This window comes from Georgenia sp. AZ-5 (genome assembly GCF_043952095.1).
Taxonomy (GTDB): domain Bacteria; phylum Actinomycetota; class Actinomycetes; order Actinomycetales; family Actinomycetaceae; genus Georgenia.
Genome location: NZ_JBINOU010000001.1, coordinates 3,619,468 through 3,637,680, shown reverse-complemented (window position 1 = coordinate 3,637,680; position 18,213 = coordinate 3,619,468). Strand labels below are relative to the sequence as shown.

Here is an 18,213-nt window from a genome sequence, read left to right as displayed (position 1 = left end):
GTGCAGAAAAAGGCGCTGAGCGGGCACTCCGATAGCCTGGCCCACATGAGCACCATGGTGATCGGAGGCGCCGGCTACATCGGCGCGCACGTCGTCCACCTGCTACTCGAGCGCGGGGACGAGGTCGTCGTCGTCGACGACCTTTCCACGGGCGGCGAGGACCGCGTCGGGACCGCCTCCCTGGTGGAGCTCGACGTCGCGGGCCCCGACGCGCAGGAGCGGCTGGAACTTGTGATGCGCGAGCGCGGCGTCACCTCCGTCATCCACTTTGCCGCGAAGAAGCAGGTGGGGGAGTCGGTGGCCCGGCCGACGTGGTACTACCAGCAGAACATCGGCGGGCTCGCGAACGTCCTCGCCGCCATGGAGACGGCGGGCGTCAGGAACATGATCTTCTCCTCCTCTGCCGCGGTGTACGGCATGCCGCCGGTGGAGATGGTCACCGAGGACATCGACTGCCGCCCCATCAACCCGTACGGCGAGACCAAGCTCATCGGTGAATGGATGCTGGCTGATTGCGAGCGTGCCTGGGGCCTGCGCTGGACGGCCCTGCGCTACTTCAACGTCGCTGGAGCCGGTTGGCCGGAGCTCGGCGACCAGGCGGTACTGAACCTGGTGCCGATGGTGCTGGATCGCCTGGCCCGCGGTGAGCGCCCCAAGATTTTCGGTGACGACTACCCGACCCCTGACGGCACCTGCATCCGCGACTACATCCACGTGCTGGATCTGGCGCAGGCGCACCTGGCTGCGATGGACTACCTTTCCGCCGACGGCGACGCCGCCGAGCACGTCTTCAACGTGGGAACCGGCACGGGCGCCTCCGTCAGGGAGGTCATCAACGAGATCGGGCGCGCCTCCGGCCTCGACGTGACCGCGGACATCGAGCCGCGCCGGGCGGGAGACCCGCCCCAGCTCGTGGCGGTTGCCGACCGCATCGGTGACATCCTGAGCTGGAAGGCCGAGCACGGCCTCGCGGACATCATCCGCAGCGCGTGGGAGGCCTGGCAGGCGGGGCCGCGGCGCATCGGCTGATCGGAGTGGGGCTCCCGCCCTCCGATGTATGGATTCGGGCGGCAACCGTCTAGCATCGTCGGGTGCTTCTCCGGTCGGACGAATCCCGCCTTCCCGCGGTCAACCGTCCGACATCTGCGGCGAGTGGGTATGCGCCGCGCCATGCTGCGCCCGCGCGCGTGTCGGTTTCTGCATCTGCGCATGGCTCCGGCTTCCGTCCGGAGATCCAGGGACTGCGTTCCCTGGCCGTCCTCATGGTGGTGGCATACCACGTCTTCCTTGACCGCGTGTCGGGCGGGGTCGACATCTTCTTGATGATCTCCGCGTTCCTCCTGACGCTTTCATTCACGCGGAAGGTGGAGGCGGGTCAGACTCTGGATCTCGCTCGTCACTGGCTGCACCGCTTCAAGCGGCTCCTTCCGGCCGCTGCGGTCACGCTCATCGGCACGCTCGTAGCGGCATGGGTCGTCCTGCCTGCCTCACGGTGGGTGGGGATCATCGAGCAGGCGTGGGCGTCGCTGCTCTACGTGCAGAACTGGCTGCTTGCCGTGACCTCGGTGGACTACTACGCCACCGACGACTCCACCGCCAGCCCGCTGCAGCATTTCTGGTCGCTGTCCATACAGGGACAGGTCTTCGTCCTGTGGCCGCTGATTTTCGCGGCGGGTGCCTGGCTCAGTCGACGATTCGGGTGGCGGTTCCGGACGGTGCTCTGGGTCGCGTTCGGGACCCTGTTCCTGGCGTCGCTCGCCTTCTCCGTCCAGCGAACAGCGACCAACCAGGATTTCGCGTACTTCGACACCCGCACTCGCCTGTGGGAGTTCGCCGCCGGTTCGTTGCTGGCGCTCGCCCTGCCGCACCTGCACCCCTCGAGGCCCGTGCGCTTGCTCATGGGCTGGGCGGGCGTTACTGCGATGCTGGCCTGCGGCTTGCTCCTGCCGGTCGAGCAGTCGTTCCCGGGCTACGTGGCGCTCTGGCCGATCGCGTCGGCGGCTCTTGTCATCGTGGCGGGGCAGACGTCCTCCGCCTTCGGGGTGGACCGGTTATTGACCTCACGGCTGCTCGTGGGCATGGGGAACACGTCCTACGCCCTTTACCTCGTCCATTGGCCGATCCTCACGATCTACCTCGCGGTCGCACAGCAGCCGTCGGCGAGCCCCCTGCCTGGCCTTGCCGTCATCGTGACCTCGATGCTCGTGGCGCACCTGGTCGCGAGGCTGGTGGAGACGCCGTTGCGCCGATCGAGCTGGACGGAAGTGACGCGGTGGAGGATGGCCGTGACGGTGGCGGCGTCCCTCTCGGTGGTGGCCGCGCCGCTGGCGGTGGCTCAGACAGCCCTGCATCGGCGGGAACAGGCGATGTTGGCGGCGGCCGCCGCGAACAACCCAGGCGCCGCCGCGCTGGAACCTGATTTTGTCTTCGTCGGCGACCGGAATGCCCCCATGTTGCCGCTCGCCTCTGAGGTACCCGAATGGTCCGTGCTCGATCAGACCTGCGAAGAGCCTTTCGTCCCGGATTTCTCCGACCCCGCGGTGCTGTGCCGTCAGAGCACGCCCGTGTTCCGTCCGTCGAAGCTGGTGGTGGTGCTCGGTGCCTCACATATCGAGCAGTGGAACGCGGCGCTGGTACCGCTCGCGGAAGAGAAGCGGTGGCAGCTTGTCTCGTTCATCCGACCCGCTTGCCCGTTCGGCAGCGAGGTGAGCAGCGAGATCCCGGCGTGCGCGGATTTCGTCGACGAGGCGGTCGAGCAGGTCCTGGCGCTCGACCCCGACTACGTGGTCGTGTCGTCGACGATCTCGGAGGTCGACGGACCTGGGGAGCGCGTGGTCCCGGGCTTACGGCAGTCGTTGCGGGAACTGACCTCTGCCGGCGTCGAGGTGTTGGGCATCCGTGATAACCCGCGGTTCTCCTTCGACATGTACAAGTGCGTGGAGGCTTATGGGGCGGAAGCTTCCGAGTGCACCGTCGAACGTGAGGAGGCGCTGGCGCCAACCGATCCGGCGGCTGCGCTGGATGATCTCGATGGTGTGCACGTCGTCGACATGACGGATCTCATCTGCGGTCCGGAGACCTGCGAGCCTGTCGTGGGGAACGTGGCGGTCTACATGGACCCGAACCATCTGAGCGCGACATACGTCCGGTCCATGGCGGACCCCTTCCGCAATCGGGTGCTCGCGGCGACGGGCTGGTGAGCCGGGGCCGGGTCCCTCGCGGGACCCGGCCGACTACTTGACCCGGAGCGGTGTCTGCCCGGTTACAGCACGTTCGCGGGGGCCGGGTCGTCCGTCAGCTTCTCCCGAGCCGCGCCGCTGCCGGTGCGCAGCAGGTCCGCCTCGTCGGCCGGCACGTTCTTTCCACGCTGGGCGGCGAGGTGGGCCTCGAAGGCCTCCAGCTGGTTGGCCGCGGCCGCGGCGCGCCCCTGGTCTTGAGCTGCCTGCGCCGCACAGAGCATCTGCGTCAGGCTCGTGACCGTCCCGCGGTGTGTCCGCGGCGAGAGCCTGGAGCTTGGTGAGCGTCTGCTTGTAGCCCTCGAACGCGCAGGGGAAGCTCACCGGTCTTGAAGTTGCCGTCGTAGGGCGTCAGCTCGTACAGGATCGAGCAGACGCCGTAGCGGTCGAAGTCCGCGCGGCACCGGTCGGCGAGCGAGGTGTCGGCGTAGCGCTGCCAGTCGGAGTAGTCCTTGCCGTCCTTGTTCGGCATGCACACCGCGGGGTCGTCGCAGTCGACGCCAGAGTGCGTGGCGAGGCCCTGGACGTCGGTGCGCTGGCAGTCCGTCCACTAGGCCGCGCCGTTGCCGCAGGCGATCTGCGACCACGGCAGGTGCACCAGGCCGGTGTCGTCGATGTAGATCAGCCTCGGCGCCTCGGCGTACCAGGCCGAGGCGACGTACCGGTAACCCACGGACTGGATGGCCTCGTTGGCGGCGTCGTCGAAGGCGTCCGTCGGCGGCACGAACCCGGTGAGCTGGCGCGAGGCGCGGGAGAAGTCCACCGTCTCGGTCAGGGCTTCCTGGCCGACGCGCATGAGGTTGACCGAGCGGGCGGCGTCCATCCCGCAGTCGAAGTCCTGCGCCGAGGCGCCGTGCTCCCTCCACGTAGGGCGTGTAGACGCGGGTGCGGTAGGTGCCGTGCTGGACGGCCTCGAAGTCCGGGTCGTCGATGACCTCGCCCAGGAACTCCGAGGCGCGGGCGGCGCCGAAGCGCTCGGCGTCCCAGGAGATGACGGCGAGGAGAAGCCCATGCCGCGGTCCAGGGCCTCGGTGGTCAGGGCCTCGGCGATCTCCTGGCGGTAGCCCACCGACATGGCGTCGGCGCGCTGGAGGATGACGGGCTTGCGCCCCACTAGATGCGGTCGGCCTGGGCGGCGGCCTGGGCGGCCTCGAAGGAGCCGGCGCCGGGGTGGGGCGGGCGGTCGTCGCGGGCGTCGTACAGCTCGCCGCGGCCGTCGCCGTCGGCGCCGGCCTGCTTGGCGTCGCGGGTCCACGGGCACAGGTCGGCGTCGTCGTCGGGTCGCACGGGTCGCCTGCGCCGTCGCGGTCGGTGTCGATCTGCACGGCGTTGGCGTTGTCGAGCCTCATGTCCGGCTTGTTGGGCAGGGCCGGGCAGTTGTAGATGGTGTCCGAGACGGTGTCGCCGTCGGTGTCCGGTGCCTTGCCGTGCAGCATGGTCACCGGGTTGGCGATGAAGCCGGAGTAGAACCCGCGCAGCACGTCGAGGTAGCCGTCGCCGTCCCAGTCGGTGACGTCCGCGACGGTTGTTGGTCAGGCCGGGCACCTTCTGCGTCGTGCAGGAGGCGAACGCCGGGGCGGTGTCGGTGCCGGTGTTGATGCACTCGTGGAGGGCGAACTGCCGGTAGCCGTCGGTCTGCCCGCCGGCGATCACGAGGTCGCGCCGTCTGCCGTCGTTCATGTCCACGACCGTGGGCTCGAAGTACTGCTCGGCGCCCAGGCCGGGCGTGGGGCGGGAGACGACGGTCACGGGCTCGGCGAGCGCTGGGGCGCTCGCGGAGCCGGTGTTCTCGTACAGGCGCACGGCCTTCTCGGCGGCGGGTGCCCCCGGTGCCGACGAGCAGGTCGAGGTCGCCGTCCCAGTCCGCGACGGCCGGGCGGGCGTAAACGCTGTAGCCGACGGCCGAGGCGATGTTGCCGCTGCTGAAGGCGGAGGCGAGCTCGCCGAGCGTGCCGTCCTCCTGGCGCAGCGCGATGCTGACGCCGCCGTGCTGGGCGGACAGGCGCAGGCCGACGACGAGGTCGTCGCGCCCGTCGCCGTTCCAGTCCGCCACGGTCGGCGCGGGGGAGTAGCCCTTGTCCAGCGAGAGGACGTCGGCGGTGACGTCGTGCTCCCACGGCGCCCGCGCTGCCGTCGCGGCGGTCGGGAAGGCGATCAACGAGGCCCCGACGACCGCGGCGGCCGTGACGGCGGCGCGGGCGCGTCCGCGGAGGGAACGGGCGGAGGGCAGGTTCATGGAAGCCGTCTGAGGGCGGAAGGTCGGACTGCGTCCGGAACCTAGTCCTCCCCGGTGACCAATGTCGCAGAACGGCGCACGCCCCGTTCGGTGGTTGTTCTGGCGCGATTCACGCGCGGGGCGACGGACGCACCGGCTGCCGCCGTGACCAAACTGTGATCTCCGGGGTGCGGGTCCGAAACGGTGTGCCTACCGTGGAGCAGGTGGCAACGACATTTCGGCCCGCGGCTCCAGCTGCCCTCCAAGAACGCGTACCCGCGCCGCCCCCTGCGGGCTCACGCCCGGCACGCCCGCGCCCGGCACGCCCGCGCCTGTACGCCCTCGACGGCCTGCGGTTCCTCGCCGCGGCGGGCGTGGTGCTCTACCACTTCACCGCGCGGTGGTCGCAGGTGTGGGGCGAGGAGCCCGGCAGGGTCTTCCCGGAGAGCGGGCCGGTGGTCACGTACGCAGCGCTCGGGCCGGAGCTGTTCTTCGTCATCTCCGGGTTCGTCATCCTCATGACCGCCTGGGGGCGGGACGTCCCGCATGTCGTCGCCTCGCGAGTGGCGCGGCTGTTCCCCTCCTACTGGATCGCCGTCGCCGCGACCTCAGTGCTGCTGCTGGTGATCTGGCCTGCAGGCAAGGACATCACCGTGTGGGAGGCGCTGGTCAACCTCACGATGCTGCAGGAGCTTTTCGGGGTCCGGCACGTCGACGGCGTGTACTGGACGCTGTGGGCGGAGCTGCGGTTCTACCTGCTCATCGTGCTGCTGGTGGCCTGGGGAATGACCCGCCGGCGGATCCTGTGGTTCTGCGCGCTGTGGCCGCTGGTCGCCCAGCTCGCGCTCGAGCTGGGCTGGAGCCACGTCTCCACCGCCCTCGTCGACAGCTACGCGCCCCTCTTCGCCGGCGGCATGCTCCTCTACCTGCTGCACCGGGAGGGGCACGCGAAGGCTCCCTGGCTCCTGCTCGGGCTGAACGTCGCGCTCGCGGTGCACAACGTCGTGCCCCGGCAGATGCACTCCCTCTCGACCAACACCGTCTTCACCCCCGACCCGTGGGTGCTCGGCGCGCTGGTGCTCGGCTGCTTCGCCGCGGTCGGCGCCGTCGGGCTCACCCGCCTGCAGCACCTGCGCTGGTCCTGGCTTGCCCCCCTCGGCGCGATGACCTACCCGGTGTACCTCATCCACGAGTACTGGGGCTGGTGGGTCATCGACAGCCTCGCCGCGCACGCCAACCGGTGGGTCGTCCTGGCCGCCGCGTGCGGCGTCGCGCTGGCGCTCGCCTGGGGCATCCACCAGGCGGAGAAGCGGATCGGGCCGCGGATGCGGCGTCGCCTCGAGCGGGGACTGGAGCGGTGGAGCCGTACGGCGGAGCCGGACGGCAGTGCCCGGCCCGACGTCCGGGCTCCGAAGGCGCAGCCGGCGCTGGCGCGAAACGTATAGGCCTCGGCTCCGCGGCGGGCGTGTGCGCCCGTGGCGCGGGGCCGGCTCCGAGGTGAGCTAGGCCTAATGGACCAGCTGGAAGGCCACCGTCGGCGCCTCCGCCGCGGCGGGCCGCAGCTGCGCCTCGCGCACGCGCGTCACGTCGAGCTTCTCGGAGCGGTCGAAGCGGTAGATGCCGTTCTGCTCCTGGAAGACGTCCGTGAGCTGCGTGTAGCAGTAGCCGAACATGTTCGCGTCGGCCAGCAGGACGCCGGTCAGCCCGGCGAAGCGGCGGTGGAACTCATCCTCGTCCCGCACCCGCTGGCCGTAGCCCCACGACTCGGTGACGTCGCCGCCGTCGCTGACGGCCGCGACGTCCGGGTTCCACCAGATGCCGCCGAACTCGCTGACGAAGTACGGCTGGCCGCGGTACGGCACGGAGAACGGGGTGCCCTCGCGGTCGTTGACGTAGGGCCGCCCCTCGGCGAGCCCGCCCACCTGCCCCGCGAACGCCGCGGGGTCCTGCTCGTAGTTGTGGGAGTCGTAGACGTCCGTGGCCCGCACGCGGTGGGAGTAGCCACTGACGTCCAGCACCGGGCGGGTGGGGTCGGCGAGCTTGGTCGCCAGGAACATGCCGTGCATGACGTCGTCGAGCACGGTGATCCGGTCGTGCAGTTCTTGGTGGGTCTCGTTGAGGGGAGTCCACCCGACGATCGAGGGGTGGTTGTAGTCGCGCTCGACCACCTCGACCCACTGGGTGATGAAGGAGGCCGTGGGCTGCTGGTTGTGCCCAGCGGGCCCCTGGCCGGAGGCGCCCCAGTCCCCGAACTCCGCCCAGACGAGGTAGCCGAGGCGGTCGGCGTGGTAGAGGTAGCGCTCCTCGAAGACCTTCTGGTGCAGCCGCGCGCCGTTGAAGCCGGCGGCCATGCCCAGCTCGATGTCCCGCACCAGGGCGGCGTCGCTGGCCGCCGTCATGATCGACTCCGGCCAGTAGCCCTGGTCCAGCACGAGCCGCTGGAAGACCGGGCGGCCGTTGAGGAGGAGCGCGGTGCCGTCGATGGTCACCGAGCGCAGGCCAGCGTAGCTGCGGGCGCTGTCGACCACCTCGCCGGCGCCGTCCAGCAGCTCCAGCTCGACGTCGTAGAGGTGCGGGTCCTCCGGAGACCACAGCCGCACCCGGTCCTCGGGCACGGTCAGCAGGAGGGCGGGGGAGAGGTCGAGGTCGGCCGGCACGGTCGTCGCCGCCACCTCCTCGCTGCCGTCAAGGAGACGGGCACGGACCACGAGCCCCGGCCGGTTGGCGTTGAGCGGCACGACGACGGAAAAGCTCCTGCCCGCCACGTGCGGGGTGATGCGGGGGCGACCCATGCGCACGCGGGGCACGCCCTCCAGCCAGACCGTCTGCCAGATGCCGGTGGTGCGGGTGTAGCTCCAGTGGCTGTTGGCCGCCCAGGTGGCCTGCTTCCCGCGGGCCTGCACGCCGTGCCGGGAGTCGCGGGCCCGCACGGTGACGGTGGCCGTCTCGCCGGCGGCGACGAGCCCGGTCAGGTCCGCCGTGAAGGGGGTGAAGCCGCCGCGGTGGCGCGCGACCTCCACGCCGTCCGCCCACACCGTGGTGTCGTGGTCCACGGCGCCGAAGTGCAGCAGCACGTCCAGCCCGGCCCAGGCCTGGGGCACCGTGACCTCCCGGCGGTACCAGACGGCCTCCAAGAAGTCGGTGTTGCCGATGCCGGAGGCCTCGGACTCCGGGGCGAACGGCACGAGGATCTCCCCGGCCAGCGGGCGAGCGAGGAGCCCGCGCTCCAGGCCGGAGTCTCCCTGGTCGATCTCGAAGTCCCAGGGACCGTTGAGGTTGAGCCAGGTGTCGCGGACGAACTGCGGGCGGGGGTGCTCGGGGCGCGGGAGGTCGGCCGGGCGGTCATGCATGGTGAGTGGTGATCCCTGAGGTTTGGGCGCGTGCGCGCGAGAAGCGAGTGCTGAGGAGGGAGTGCCGACGCGGACCCGGCCGGCGGGATGGGCGCCGACGGACGGCGCGCCGAACTATCCAACGAACCCCGGAGGGCGGGTGTCAATCTTCCGGACGGCGAGGAGCGGAAGGTCACACGGCTCCCGCGAGCGCCAGCCGGCCGAGTGGGGCGCCACCTGGCCGCTCCGCGCCCGGTCCGGACCGGACGCTCTCAGCGGATGCCGAGCTCCGGCGCCTCGATCGCGGGGCAGGTGTCCATGACGACGTCGAGCCCCGCCGCGCGGGCGCGGGCGGCGGCGGCCTCGTCCACCACGCCCAGTTGCAGCCACACGGCCTTGGCGCCGACGGCGATCGCCTGGTCCACGATGCCGCCCGCCAGCTCGGAGCGCACGAAGACGTCGACGACGTCGATCCCGCCGGGTACCTCGGCCAGCGCGGCGTAGCCCTGAGCCCCGTGGACGGACTCGGCGCGGGGGTGGACGGGAACGATCTCCATCCCGAGGTCCTGCAGGTAGCGCGCGATGCCGTAGGCGGTGCGGGACCGGTTCTGGGAGAGGCCGACGACGGCCCACCGGCCGGGCGTGGATAGGAGCCTGCGGACGACCCCGGTCTCGTTGACGTGGTGCTCGACCTTCATGGCCCCACTGAACCACGGACGGCGTGACCTGTCCGCCGGGAGAGCGGACGGGACGTTATCAAAATGTGATGTTTGCCGCGTATGGCTGCACGGGCTTCAGCCTGACCAGTGGCGCCGCCTAGCCTCGGGGAGGTTCGCAAGGAGGGGGCGGGGAGTTGCGCAGGAAGTCACGCATCGCGATGCACAAGCGCTCGGCGGTCGCCGCCGGGCTGGTCATCGGTCTGGGTCTGGCGGCCTCCATCTCGGCGGGTGCGATCGAGGTGCCTTTCGTCGACGCCGTCGCGGAGAAGGCGCCGCGGCAGGAGATCGCCGATGCGCCGCGGGACGACGCGCGACGGTCCGGCTCGTCGTCGTCGGCGCGCGGCACCGCGCCGGCCGCTCGCGAGGAGGCGGACCCTGGCCCGCCGGCCAATGTGCCGGCGAACGAGGCGGGGCGTGACGCCGCAGAGTCGCAGGCCGCGGCCGGCGAGACGCGGAGCGAGGACACCAGAGCCGGCGAGGACCCGCGCCGGCCGGGGACCGGCGTCACTTCAGACGCCCAGACGCCCGCGCCCGAAGCTCGCGGCGGCGCACCGGCCGCGGACGGCGCCACCGCGGCACCCGAATCCCAGCCGGTGGCCGGCACCGCGGAGGCGCCGTCGCCGGCGACGCCGCGCCCCACTCAGCCGGCTCCGGAGTCGCGCGCGCCGGCGCAGCCCGCCGAGACGGCCGGACGCGACAAACCGTCGCCCACGCCCTCGCCCGAGCCCTCCCCGTCCCAGACGCCGTCAACGGCTCCCTCGGAGGCGCCGACCCAGGCGGCCGACCCACAGGAGCGGGACGAGGACGAGCCGGAGTCTCGCGAGCCCGGCCGCGCTTCGGACCGTGACCGTCCCACTTGGTGGCAGCTCCCGCAGCTCGGCGGCCGATAGCACCCAGCCTCCGAACGTCCCCTCAACCTCACTTGGTGCACGCAGGCACCGCGGCCTGCCCATCGCCCGGATCGGGGGCGGCGTCCGCCGCCGGAGCCACGGGCTCCGTGTCGGCATTGGGCTCCGGCGCGGGCGCGGCCTCGGCGGTGTCCGGAGCGGGCGCCTGCCCGGTACCCGCGAGGGACGCTGCTACCGGCTGGTCGGCGGCCAGGGCGGCCCACAGGTCGGTCGCCTCGGCTGCGGGCACCACGCGGTTTCCCGCCCACTGGAACGGCATCGTGACGAAGGTGATGTCCGCCGGGTCGATCCCGCGCAGGGAGTTCGCCAGGCCGGCGAGCGTGGTCAGCTCCCCGATCACCGGCCCGGTCGTGAGCGTCGAGGTGGCCGCGTCCAGGAAGCGGTAGAGCGACGGCAGGTCGGTGAGCAGGTGCTTGCCCAGGGCCTCGCGGGCGATGGCGCCGACGAGCTCCTGCTGCCGGCCGATCCGGGAGATGTCCGAGCCGTCTCCCACCGACTTGCGCACGCGCGCGAAGCCGAGCGCGTCGTGCCCGTCGAGCACCTGGCAGCCGGCCGCGAGGCTGAGCTCGGCGCGTGGGTCCTCGATGGGTTCGGGCACGTACATCGGGACACCGCCCAGCGCGTCCACCACGTTGACGAACCCCGCGAAGTCCACCACCACGAAGTCGTCGATGTACACGCCGGTCAGGCTCTCGACGGTGCGGATCGTGCACGCAGCCGCGGCGGCGACGTCACCGGTCTTCCCCGCCGAGGCGAAGGCCGAGGTGAAGATGGCGTCCTCGCGGGCGGGGATGGTGCTGCCGTCGGGTAGCTGACAGTCCGGAACGTCCACCAGAGTGTCGCGGGGGATGGAGACGACCTCGACGCGTGAGCGGTCCGCCGCCACGTGGACGATCATCGTGGTGTCGGACCGCATCCCGCCGATGCCCGAGCCGTCGTCGTTGGCGCCGGCGCGCGAGTCGGAGCCCAGGACCAGCAGGTTCAGCGCCTGGCCCGCGCGAGGATCCGCCGGGGCGGCGTTCGGCTCCTCGCGCGGCGGCCGGTCGTCGCCCAGGAGCCCCGCGACGTCGTGCCGGGTGATGTTGCCCTGCATCTGGCTGTAGGCGAGGACGCCCCCGGCGAGGGCGACGAGCAGCAGGGCGACGACGACGAGACGGAGCCGCGTGGCGAGCCGGGAACGCCACCTGGCGTGCCGGGCCGGCGCGGCTCCGGTGCTCTGACTGTCCGGCGGTGCTGTCCGCACCCTCCCCCAACCCTCGCTGGTCCTGGAAAAGGCATGCCCGACTCGCCTGGTGGAGCGGCAAGACCGCTCCAGGGCGTCGGCGACCGGTTCCCCGAGTGTTCCACATGTGTCGTCGATAGGCTCAGGAGCGGTTGCGGCCAACCGCGGATGGAGTTCCGTCAGACCAGGCGCATGATGCAGAAGCGCAAGATGGCAGGGGCAAGGTTCGCGCTAACGCGTGGAGGGGCTCTCAGTGGACACACGAGTGTTGCAGCGGATCGTTTTTCCGACGGACCAGGACCTCGACGTCCTGCCGCTCTACGTGGAGGGAACACAGGGCCGGCTCACCTCATCCGGAGCAGGCGGAGATGCTGCAATCCTCCAGATGGCAGGCAGGCAACGCACGGACCAGGTCTTGGACCGAACCAGTTATCGCGTGCTCGCGACCTCCCGCACGTCCTTCGCCACCTACTTCAACGCTTTCCCGGCCGGTTACTGGCGACGCTGGACGGTTGTCCAATTCGTCCGACTGCGCGTCAGTGTGCGAGGTTCGGGGAGCGTACTCGTGTACCGGTCGAACGCACGAGGAAACACCCAGCGGGTCGACAGCGTCCAGTTGCGCCCCGGAGTCAACGAGCCGCAGGAATTCGTGTTCGAGCTGCCTCTGAACACATTCGGAGACGGCGGCTGGTACTGGTTCGACATCGCGGCCGGCACCACGGACGTGGTGCTCGACGGGGCACAGTGGGAATCGGACCTACCCGAGCGACGCGCGGGCAGCGTCACCATCGGCATCACGACATTCAATCGCCCGGACGACTGCGCTGCGTTGCTGTGTCAGCTGGCCGACAGCGACAGTCTCCCTGCGCTGCTGAAGGAAGTTGTGGTGGTCGACCAAGGGGCGAAGAAGGTCACCGGCGCTGACGCGTTCCCGGCGGCTGAAGCGGCGCTGGGTGCCCGACTCAGAGTGGTTCACCAGCCCAACCTGGGTGGATCCGGAGGTTTCTCCCGCGGGATGTACGAGGCGGTCGAGAACGGGTCGGACTACGTCTTGCTGCTCGACGACGACGTCCGTGCCGAACCCGAGGGTGTCGTCCGTGCCGCTACGTTCGCCGACCTGGCCAGAACTGCCACGATCGTGGGCGGGCACATGTTCTCGATGTACCAGCGTTCGGTTCTCCACGCGGCGGGCGAGAGGGTCCAGCCGTGGCGGTTCTGGTGGGGTCCTGCGCGCGACACGTTCTTCGACCATGACCTTGCCGAGTCGGGGCTGCGCACCACGCCGTGGCTCCACCGCCGGGTGGACGTGGACTACAACGGCTGGTGGATGTGCCTGATCCCGACAGAGGTCGTGCGGAGGATTGGCGCCTCCCTTCCCTTCTTCATCAAGTGGGACGACGCCGAGTACGGCCTACGGGCGAAGGAGCGTGGCATCCCCACCGTCTCGCTTCCCGGCTCGGCGGTGTGGCACGTGCCGTGGACGGACAAGGACGACACTCTCGACTGGCAGGCGTACTACCACGAGCGGAATCGCTTCGTCGCCGCCCTGGTGCACTCGCGCTATCCCTACGGCGGCCGCCTGATCCGCGAGAGCATGAACCACCAGGTGCGTCACCTGTTGAGCTCGCAGTACTCCGTGGCGGAACTTCGCATCCGCGCGCTCGAGGACGTCCTCAGCGGGCCGGAGCATCTCCACGAGCAGCTGCCGACCAAGCTCGCCGAGATCCGGGCCCTGCGGGCGCAGTTCTCCGACGCCCGGCTCGAGAAAGATCCCGCGGCCTTCCCGCTGCCGCGGCGTCAGAAGCTTCCCCGAAAGGGGGAGGACCTGCAGCTTCCTGCGGGCCGCGTGCACTTCTACCTCATGGCCGCCAGGGGAGCGCTGAAGCAGATGCTGCCCCCGCGCGCCCTCTCGAAGCGGTACCCGGAGGCGGAGATCTCGAACCTTGACGCCAAGTGGTGGATGTTGCTGCAGTTCGACTCGGCCATCGTCAACAACGCCGAGGGGTCGGGCGCGGTGTGGTACCACCGCGACCCGCAGAAGTTCCGTGAGCTCTTCGCGCGCAGCCTGGCGGTGCACCAGCGCATGTTGCGTAACTGGGACGGTCTGACCGTCCAGTACCGCCGTTCGCTTGCCCGGACAGCTGGCTTCGAGATGTGGGCGTCGACGTTCGGCCTCTTGGAAGAGCGAACAGGGGCGTGAGCCGTCGTTAGGGAGCGATATGCCCGAAGGTCCACGAACGATTTGCGGCGAACTGACTGATCGCAATCACGGGCAAGGTGATCAGCTTGGCGACCAAGGATGGGAGGCCGACACCATCGACGAGGAGAACGAGCATCGCGGTGGAGACTCCGAGCCCGACCAAGCCAACGGCGAAGAAGCGCGTCACCCGCTGAACGCGGTGGTCCACCCGGGCGAACGTGTACCGAGAGTTCAGCAAGTAGCTGACCGCGATGCCAGACCCCACGGACGCCACGTTCGATGGCAGGTGCGCGAGCCCTAGATGCACCAGGGCGGTGAAGAGCAGGAAGTCTGTCAGTGCCCCGACCCCGCCGAGGAGCGCGTAGCTGGTGAACTGTTTGCCGACGGCCCACCATCGACGAGGGCGGCTCGCCGGGCGCACGCGCGGCACAGTGGGCACGGTCAGGCCGCCCTGCGCGGGGACGTGGACACCCACTCGATGGCCGCGTCGCGGCAGAACATGAGGAACCGCTTGCTGGGCAGCGAGCGGCGTCGCTGCCCCCACGTGGTCCCGGCCTCGGTCGCGCCGCGGCGAGGGAGGCAGGCCACCTCGACCTCGCGGATCGTCAGGTCCCACCGGCGGGTGATGGCGGAGATCAGCAGGTTGGGCGTAATCGCATTCGGCGGGACGACGTCGAGAAGCCGGCGCAGCGTCGAGGTGCGGTACACGCGCAGGGGCGTGTTCGCGTCGCGGGGGAGGTGGTGGCACCGCACCCCGACGAGGGCGCGGGTGGTGACCGTGGTGGCCCGCCGGAACACCGGATCCTCGCGGTGGCGCCGCACGCCCTCGGCGATCTCGACGCCGCGTTCCAGTGCGGCCGCGACCACGCGGGCCACGTCCGCCCCGGTGAACTGCCCGTCGCCGTCGACCGCCACGACGAGGTCCGTCTGCAGAGCGACACCGGCGCGCAACGCTCGTAGCGTGCTGGGGCCGTGCCCGGAGTTGGCCTCGTTGCGATGAACGGTCACCGGCACTCCCGTGCGCGCGCACGCCTCCACGGCGCCGGCCGTGTCGTCTTTCGAGGCGTCGTCGACGACCACGAAGGTGGTTTCGTACTCGGCGAGCGACTCGTGCAGCTCGGTCAGGAACGAGCCGATCCCGTCGGCCTCGTTGTACGCGGGCATCACCACGGCGATGGACGTCGGTGTCATGCTGGAGCTCCCCTCGGCCCAGATGTGCCACCGTTGCCGCCTCCCCCACTTTCGGGCGGGTTTGTCGACACCTGTCACCGTACTGTGCCGTGCGCCGAGGCGTCCGGCAACCACGCCGACGCCGGACGGCTGCTTCCTACCGGGGTGACGGCGGCTGGCACACCACCATGGTCGGATTCTCTTCCAGGACGCTGCCGCACCGGTCGAGGAAGACCCGGGCGTCGGGCCTGCCGGTCTCGACCAGCGCCCGGATGGAGTTGAAGACGAGGACCGTGGGCGGCTCGGTGCCCGGCGTCGTCGACGGCGGGACGTCGGTGAGCACCTGAAGCTCGTGCAGCTGCCACCAGCCGTCGACGGGCAGGGACGGCGTGTCGGCTTCGAGGACGGCCGAGGCGCCGCGTTCCTGTTCCGCGCGCAGGAGATCGCCGTGCGGGTCCTGGCTGACCTTCCAACCCTGCCAGGCGACGAGCGTCACGGCGCTCGCCCACGCGAGGGCGACCATGACGCCGGCGAACGCGCGGCCGCGGCCGGTGGACCGGCGTCGCAGGTCGCGGAGCGCGACGGTCGCCGCGACGAGCACCACGGGAACGCACAGCAGGATCGCCGGGAGGCCCTGCCGGGAGCTCGTCTGCTGGGACACGAACAGCCACAGGGCGGTCTGGGCCAGTCCGGCCAGGAAGAGTCCGGTGGCCGCCGTCGTGACGTCGGACCCCGTCGGTGCCGTCGTGGACGACAGGCGGGTGAGCCACGAGAGGCGGGGGGAGACCCGGACGGCGGAGCGTGTCCCCGCCGGCTCGGTCGACGGGGCGGGGGCTTCGCCCGTGTGCGGTGTCGCGTGCGCCGGAGTGTCCGGGGCGCGGCGCGGTGCACTGAGGGTCGCCGCCGCGGCGAGGACGAGCACGGCGTGCGCGACGATTGCGAGGCCGAAGATCGAGAAGATCGGCGCCACCGACCCGATCCGCCCCTTGATGTCCGGCGCCGCCTCCGTCGTCTGCCCCTCGACAAACCCGGCGAACTGGGTGATGTTGGCGACGTAGTCGGCCACGCCGAGCTGCGAGAGCCGGAACAGCTCGAAGGCCACCGTGGGGAGCGCGGCGCCGGCCACGCACAGCAGGACGTGCCGCCACGGCCACGGGCGGCCCGCGACCCACCTGCCCGCCAGCGATGCGAGGAGCACGGCCGCGCCCGCGACGACGAAGACGATCTTGGTCTGCACGGCCAGACCCGCCAGCAGGCCGCCGAAGAGCGGGTGACCGCGCGAGAGGGCGTACGCGGCGCCGACCACGAGCCCGCACGCGGCGAACTCGCCGACGAGCCGGCCGGGCACGAGGGACAGCGTGGTGAGGTCGTGAACCGCCACGGCCATCGTCAGCGGCGCGACGACGGCGGCGAGTGCGCCCCACCGGCCGCCGGCGCCGCGCCCGAGCTTCCAGAGGAAGACGAGATACAGGGCGAAGAACGCCAGCGGCGGCAGTCGCACGGCCCAGAGGGCGCCGTCGGTCAGCCACCACATCACCGCCGTGGGCACCAGCAAAACGGGACCCGTGGAGATGTACTCGTCGAAGGGCTTCAGCCCGCCCTCGAAGATCGTGCCGTTGCTGGCGTAGCCGCGCCCCTCCGCGAGGTTCTCCACCACGGTGAGGTTGTAGGCGTCGTCGAACTCGAGCCCGTAGTCGAGTTGCTGCCAGGCGAGTACGGCATAGCAGGCGATCACGAGCGTCAGCGGAACCCAGAAGGCCGCCGCCGGCAGCACGCCGGAGGCGGGCGGTGCGGTGCCAGGTCGTCGACGCCTGATGACGGACATGGGTGCACCTTAGACGTGCACGGCGGGGACGACGCGTCCCACTCCGAAGCTCGCCGCACCGTAGCCGCCGCAGCCACCGCTGCGGTGCCGGCGGCGGGAGTCCGAATCAGCTGCCGCCGACGTCCGCCTGAGCGAGCTCGCCGTCGCGCATGCGCTCGAAGAAGACAGGCGCGAGTTCCTGGTCGAGCAGGATGGTCGAGCCGATGCCGCCGGGGTGGTAGTCCGGGTCTCCGACCGGCGGCGTGCCGACGACGCCCTCCGGGCCGGTGGCCGCGCGGAAGCCGAGCGCCATCTGGCCGAGGTCGATGATGTTGGTGTCGGTGTCCACGACGAGGGAGCCGGTACCTGCGTCGATGAGCTGCACCTGGTCGGCGGGGTTGAGCAACGTGGCGGGCGTGGCGACCTCCTGCACGACGGCGCTCACCACCTGGCGCTGCCGTTCGGCGCGGCCGAGGTCCCCGAGCGGGTCGGAGTAGCGCATGCGGGCGAACGCCAGCGCTGTGGTCCCATCGGCGGTGTGGCAGCCGGCGGTCCATTGCAGCCCGGACAGCTCGTCGGCGACGTCGCGGTCGTAGCAGAGTTCTACGCCGCCCACGGCGTCGACGACGTTCTTGACGCCGCCCATGCCGATCTCGATGTAGTGGTCCACGGTCAGCCCGGTGAGGCCCTCCACGGTCTGGGTCAGCAGTTCCGGCCCGCCGAGGGAGTACGCGGCGTTGAGCTTGTTGAGCCCGTGACCCGGGATCTCGACGAGGGTGTCGCGGGGGAGGGACACGAGCGATGCGGTGCCGGACGACGGCACCTGCATCACCATGATGGTGTCCGAGCGTTGCCCGGCCGTCCCGTCCGCCACGGCCCCGTCGGCGCGCGAGTCCGAGCCTGCCAGGAGGTACGTCGTGCCCGCGGTGTTGGCGGCACCGGAGAGCGCCTCGATGTGCTGGATCTTCCCGTTCGCCCAGAGGAGGAGCCCGACGGGCCATGCCAGGAGAAGGACCAGAATGACGAGCAGGAGGGCGCGGAATGGGTGACGCCGGCGCCGGCGGGCGACAGGAGGCGCGGGGGTCCTCAGCGCCGCGGCATGGCGTTTACCAACACCGGTGAGTGCGACAGGAGTGGCGCCGTGGGCCGCCGGGGCATACGACGGTGGCACCTGCCCGCTCGACGGCGCCTGGCGGATGGACCGTCGCGGAACCTGACTCGCCCTGGGCTGCGCCTGACGTCTGGGGTGTGCCGTGCTGGCACCGCGCTGCCCCTGCCCCACCGGCCTTGCTCCTGCGGTACTGGGGCGTGGCCCGTCGGACCCGGGCGCGAAGCTCGGGGGAGTCGGCTCGCCGTCGTCGTGCTTCATCCCCGTCCCATCCCCCGCGCGGCCGGGCTGCTGATGACCCC

The 18,213-nt window shown here is 70.9% G+C and carries 18 protein-coding genes; 6 read left to right on the top strand and 12 right to left on the bottom strand.

Features of this window, described 5'->3' with window-relative positions:
- The first annotated feature begins 45 nt into the window (after positions 1–45).
- Both galE and ACF0H8_RS16940 read left to right on the top strand, forming a co-directional pair.
- Positions 46–1,029 carry a UDP-glucose 4-epimerase GalE gene (gene galE, locus ACF0H8_RS16945; protein ID WP_395290051.1) on the top strand — a complete coding sequence of 328 codons (984 nt, stop codon included), beginning with the start codon at positions 46–48 and terminating at the stop codon, positions 1,027–1,029.
- 62 nt (positions 1,030–1,091) lie between these two features.
- Entirely contained in the window at positions 1,092–3,200 is a 2,109-nt protein-coding gene (locus tag ACF0H8_RS16940; protein WP_395290050.1) for an acyltransferase family protein, read from the top strand.
- Positions 3,201–3,262: 62 nt separating this feature from the next.
- On the opposite strand, the gene ACF0H8_RS16935 is transcribed toward ACF0H8_RS16940, so the two are convergent.
- The 5 genes from ACF0H8_RS16935 to ACF0H8_RS16915 form a co-directional block, all read right to left on the bottom strand.
- Positions 3,263–3,460: a hypothetical protein gene (locus ACF0H8_RS16935; RefSeq protein WP_395290049.1), complete on the bottom strand. Its 198-nt coding sequence runs from the start codon at positions 3,458–3,460 to the stop codon at positions 3,263–3,265.
- Positions 3,461–3,465: 5 nt separating this feature from the next.
- Complete coding sequence (locus ACF0H8_RS16930) at positions 3,466–3,708, bottom strand: hypothetical protein (protein ID WP_395290048.1); 243 nt, start codon at positions 3,706–3,708, stop codon at positions 3,466–3,468.
- A gap of 78 nt (positions 3,709–3,786) precedes the next feature.
- The gene (locus ACF0H8_RS16925) at positions 3,787–4,059 is read right to left on the bottom strand and encodes a hypothetical protein (RefSeq protein WP_395290047.1); all 273 of its coding nucleotides are present in this window, start codon (positions 4,057–4,059) and stop codon (positions 3,787–3,789) included.
- Between the two features lie 290 nt (positions 4,060–4,349).
- Positions 4,350–4,523, bottom strand: coding sequence for a hypothetical protein (locus tag ACF0H8_RS16920; protein ID WP_395290046.1), 174 nt, complete (start codon positions 4,521–4,523; stop codon positions 4,350–4,352).
- A gap of 151 nt (positions 4,524–4,674) precedes the next feature.
- Positions 4,675–5,289, bottom strand: coding sequence for an FG-GAP repeat domain-containing protein (locus ACF0H8_RS16915; protein WP_395290916.1), 615 nt, complete (start codon positions 5,287–5,289; stop codon positions 4,675–4,677).
- A 22-nt stretch (positions 5,290–5,311) separates the two neighbouring features.
- Between ACF0H8_RS16915 and ACF0H8_RS16910 the strand changes: the two genes are divergently transcribed.
- Positions 5,312–5,485, top strand: a complete 174-nt coding sequence (locus ACF0H8_RS16910; protein ID WP_395290946.1) for a hypothetical protein — start codon at positions 5,312–5,314, stop codon at positions 5,483–5,485.
- 190 nt (positions 5,486–5,675) lie between these two features.
- Entirely contained in the window at positions 5,676–6,896 is a 1,221-nt protein-coding gene (locus ACF0H8_RS16905) for an acyltransferase family protein (protein WP_395290045.1), read from the top strand.
- 63 nt (positions 6,897–6,959) lie between these two features.
- Here ACF0H8_RS16905 and ACF0H8_RS16900 read toward each other — a convergent pair whose 3' ends face one another.
- Positions 6,960–8,801, bottom strand: a complete 1,842-nt coding sequence (locus tag ACF0H8_RS16900; RefSeq protein ID WP_395290044.1) for a glycoside hydrolase family 2 protein — start codon at positions 8,799–8,801, stop codon at positions 6,960–6,962.
- Between the two features lie 251 nt (positions 8,802–9,052).
- Complete coding sequence (locus tag ACF0H8_RS16895; protein WP_395290043.1) at positions 9,053–9,478, bottom strand: CoA-binding protein; 426 nt, start codon at positions 9,476–9,478, stop codon at positions 9,053–9,055.
- A 155-nt stretch (positions 9,479–9,633) separates the two neighbouring features.
- Here ACF0H8_RS16895 and ACF0H8_RS16890 point away from each other — a divergent pair, with 155 nt between their 5' ends.
- Positions 9,634–10,389: a hypothetical protein gene (locus ACF0H8_RS16890; protein ID WP_395290042.1), complete on the top strand. Its 756-nt coding sequence runs from the start codon at positions 9,634–9,636 to the stop codon at positions 10,387–10,389.
- A gap of 28 nt (positions 10,390–10,417) precedes the next feature.
- Here ACF0H8_RS16890 and ACF0H8_RS16885 read toward each other — a convergent pair whose 3' ends face one another.
- The gene (locus tag ACF0H8_RS16885) at positions 10,418–11,650 is read right to left on the bottom strand and encodes an LCP family protein (protein WP_395290041.1); all 1,233 of its coding nucleotides are present in this window, start codon (positions 11,648–11,650) and stop codon (positions 10,418–10,420) included.
- 244 nt (positions 11,651–11,894) lie between these two features.
- On the opposite strand from ACF0H8_RS16885, the gene ACF0H8_RS16880 reads away from it, so the two are divergent.
- The gene (locus tag ACF0H8_RS16880; protein ID WP_395290040.1) at positions 11,895–13,829 is read left to right on the top strand and encodes a glycosyltransferase; all 1,935 of its coding nucleotides are present in this window, start codon (positions 11,895–11,897) and stop codon (positions 13,827–13,829) included.
- Between the two features lie 7 nt (positions 13,830–13,836).
- Here the strand turns inward: ACF0H8_RS16880 and ACF0H8_RS16875 are convergent, their stop codons facing one another.
- The 4 genes from ACF0H8_RS16875 to ACF0H8_RS16860 all read right to left on the bottom strand — a co-directional run bounded on the left by ACF0H8_RS16875 (position 13,837) and on the right by ACF0H8_RS16860 (position 17,974).
- Positions 13,837–14,259 carry a GtrA family protein gene (locus ACF0H8_RS16875; protein ID WP_395290039.1) on the bottom strand — a complete coding sequence of 141 codons (423 nt, stop codon included), beginning with the start codon at positions 14,257–14,259 and terminating at the stop codon, positions 13,837–13,839.
- 11 nt (positions 14,260–14,270) lie between these two features.
- A complete protein-coding gene (locus ACF0H8_RS16870; RefSeq protein ID WP_395290038.1) occupies positions 14,271–15,020 on the bottom strand; it encodes a glycosyltransferase family 2 protein in 750 nt (249 codons plus the stop codon).
- 136 nt (positions 15,021–15,156) lie between these two features.
- Positions 15,157–16,824 carry a hypothetical protein gene (locus ACF0H8_RS16865; protein WP_395290037.1) on the bottom strand — a complete coding sequence of 556 codons (1,668 nt, stop codon included), beginning with the start codon at positions 16,822–16,824 and terminating at the stop codon, positions 15,157–15,159.
- Between the two features lie 106 nt (positions 16,825–16,930).
- Complete coding sequence (locus tag ACF0H8_RS16860) at positions 16,931–17,974, bottom strand: LCP family protein (protein ID WP_395290036.1); 1,044 nt, start codon at positions 17,972–17,974, stop codon at positions 16,931–16,933.
- Positions 17,975–18,213: the final 239 nt, after the last annotated feature.

Excerpts from the sequence above, each read along its gene's own strand:
- galE (WP_395290051.1), top strand. The coding sequence starts at position 46 with ATGAGCACCATGGTGATCGGAGGCGCCGGCTACATCGGCGCGCACGTC.
- ACF0H8_RS16935 (WP_395290049.1), bottom strand. The coding sequence starts at position 3,460 with ATGCTCTGTGCGGCGCAGGCAGCTCAAGACCAGGGGCGCGCCGCGGCC.
- ACF0H8_RS16930 (WP_395290048.1), bottom strand. The coding sequence starts at position 3,708 with ATGCCGAACAAGGACGGCAAGGACTACTCCGACTGGCAGCGCTACGCC.
- ACF0H8_RS16925 (WP_395290047.1), bottom strand. The coding sequence starts at position 4,059 with ATGGACGCCGCCCGCTCGGTCAACCTCATGCGCGTCGGCCAGGAAGCC.
- ACF0H8_RS16900 (WP_395290044.1), bottom strand. The coding sequence starts at position 8,801 with ATGCATGACCGCCCGGCCGACCTCCCGCGCCCCGAGCACCCCCGCCCG.
- ACF0H8_RS16895 (WP_395290043.1), bottom strand. The coding sequence starts at position 9,478 with ATGAAGGTCGAGCACCACGTCAACGAGACCGGGGTCGTCCGCAGGCTC.
- ACF0H8_RS16870 (WP_395290038.1), bottom strand. The coding sequence starts at position 15,020 with ATGACACCGACGTCCATCGCCGTGGTGATGCCCGCGTACAACGAGGCC.
- ACF0H8_RS16865 (WP_395290037.1), bottom strand. The coding sequence starts at position 16,824 with ATGTCCGTCATCAGGCGTCGACGACCTGGCACCGCACCGCCCGCCTCC.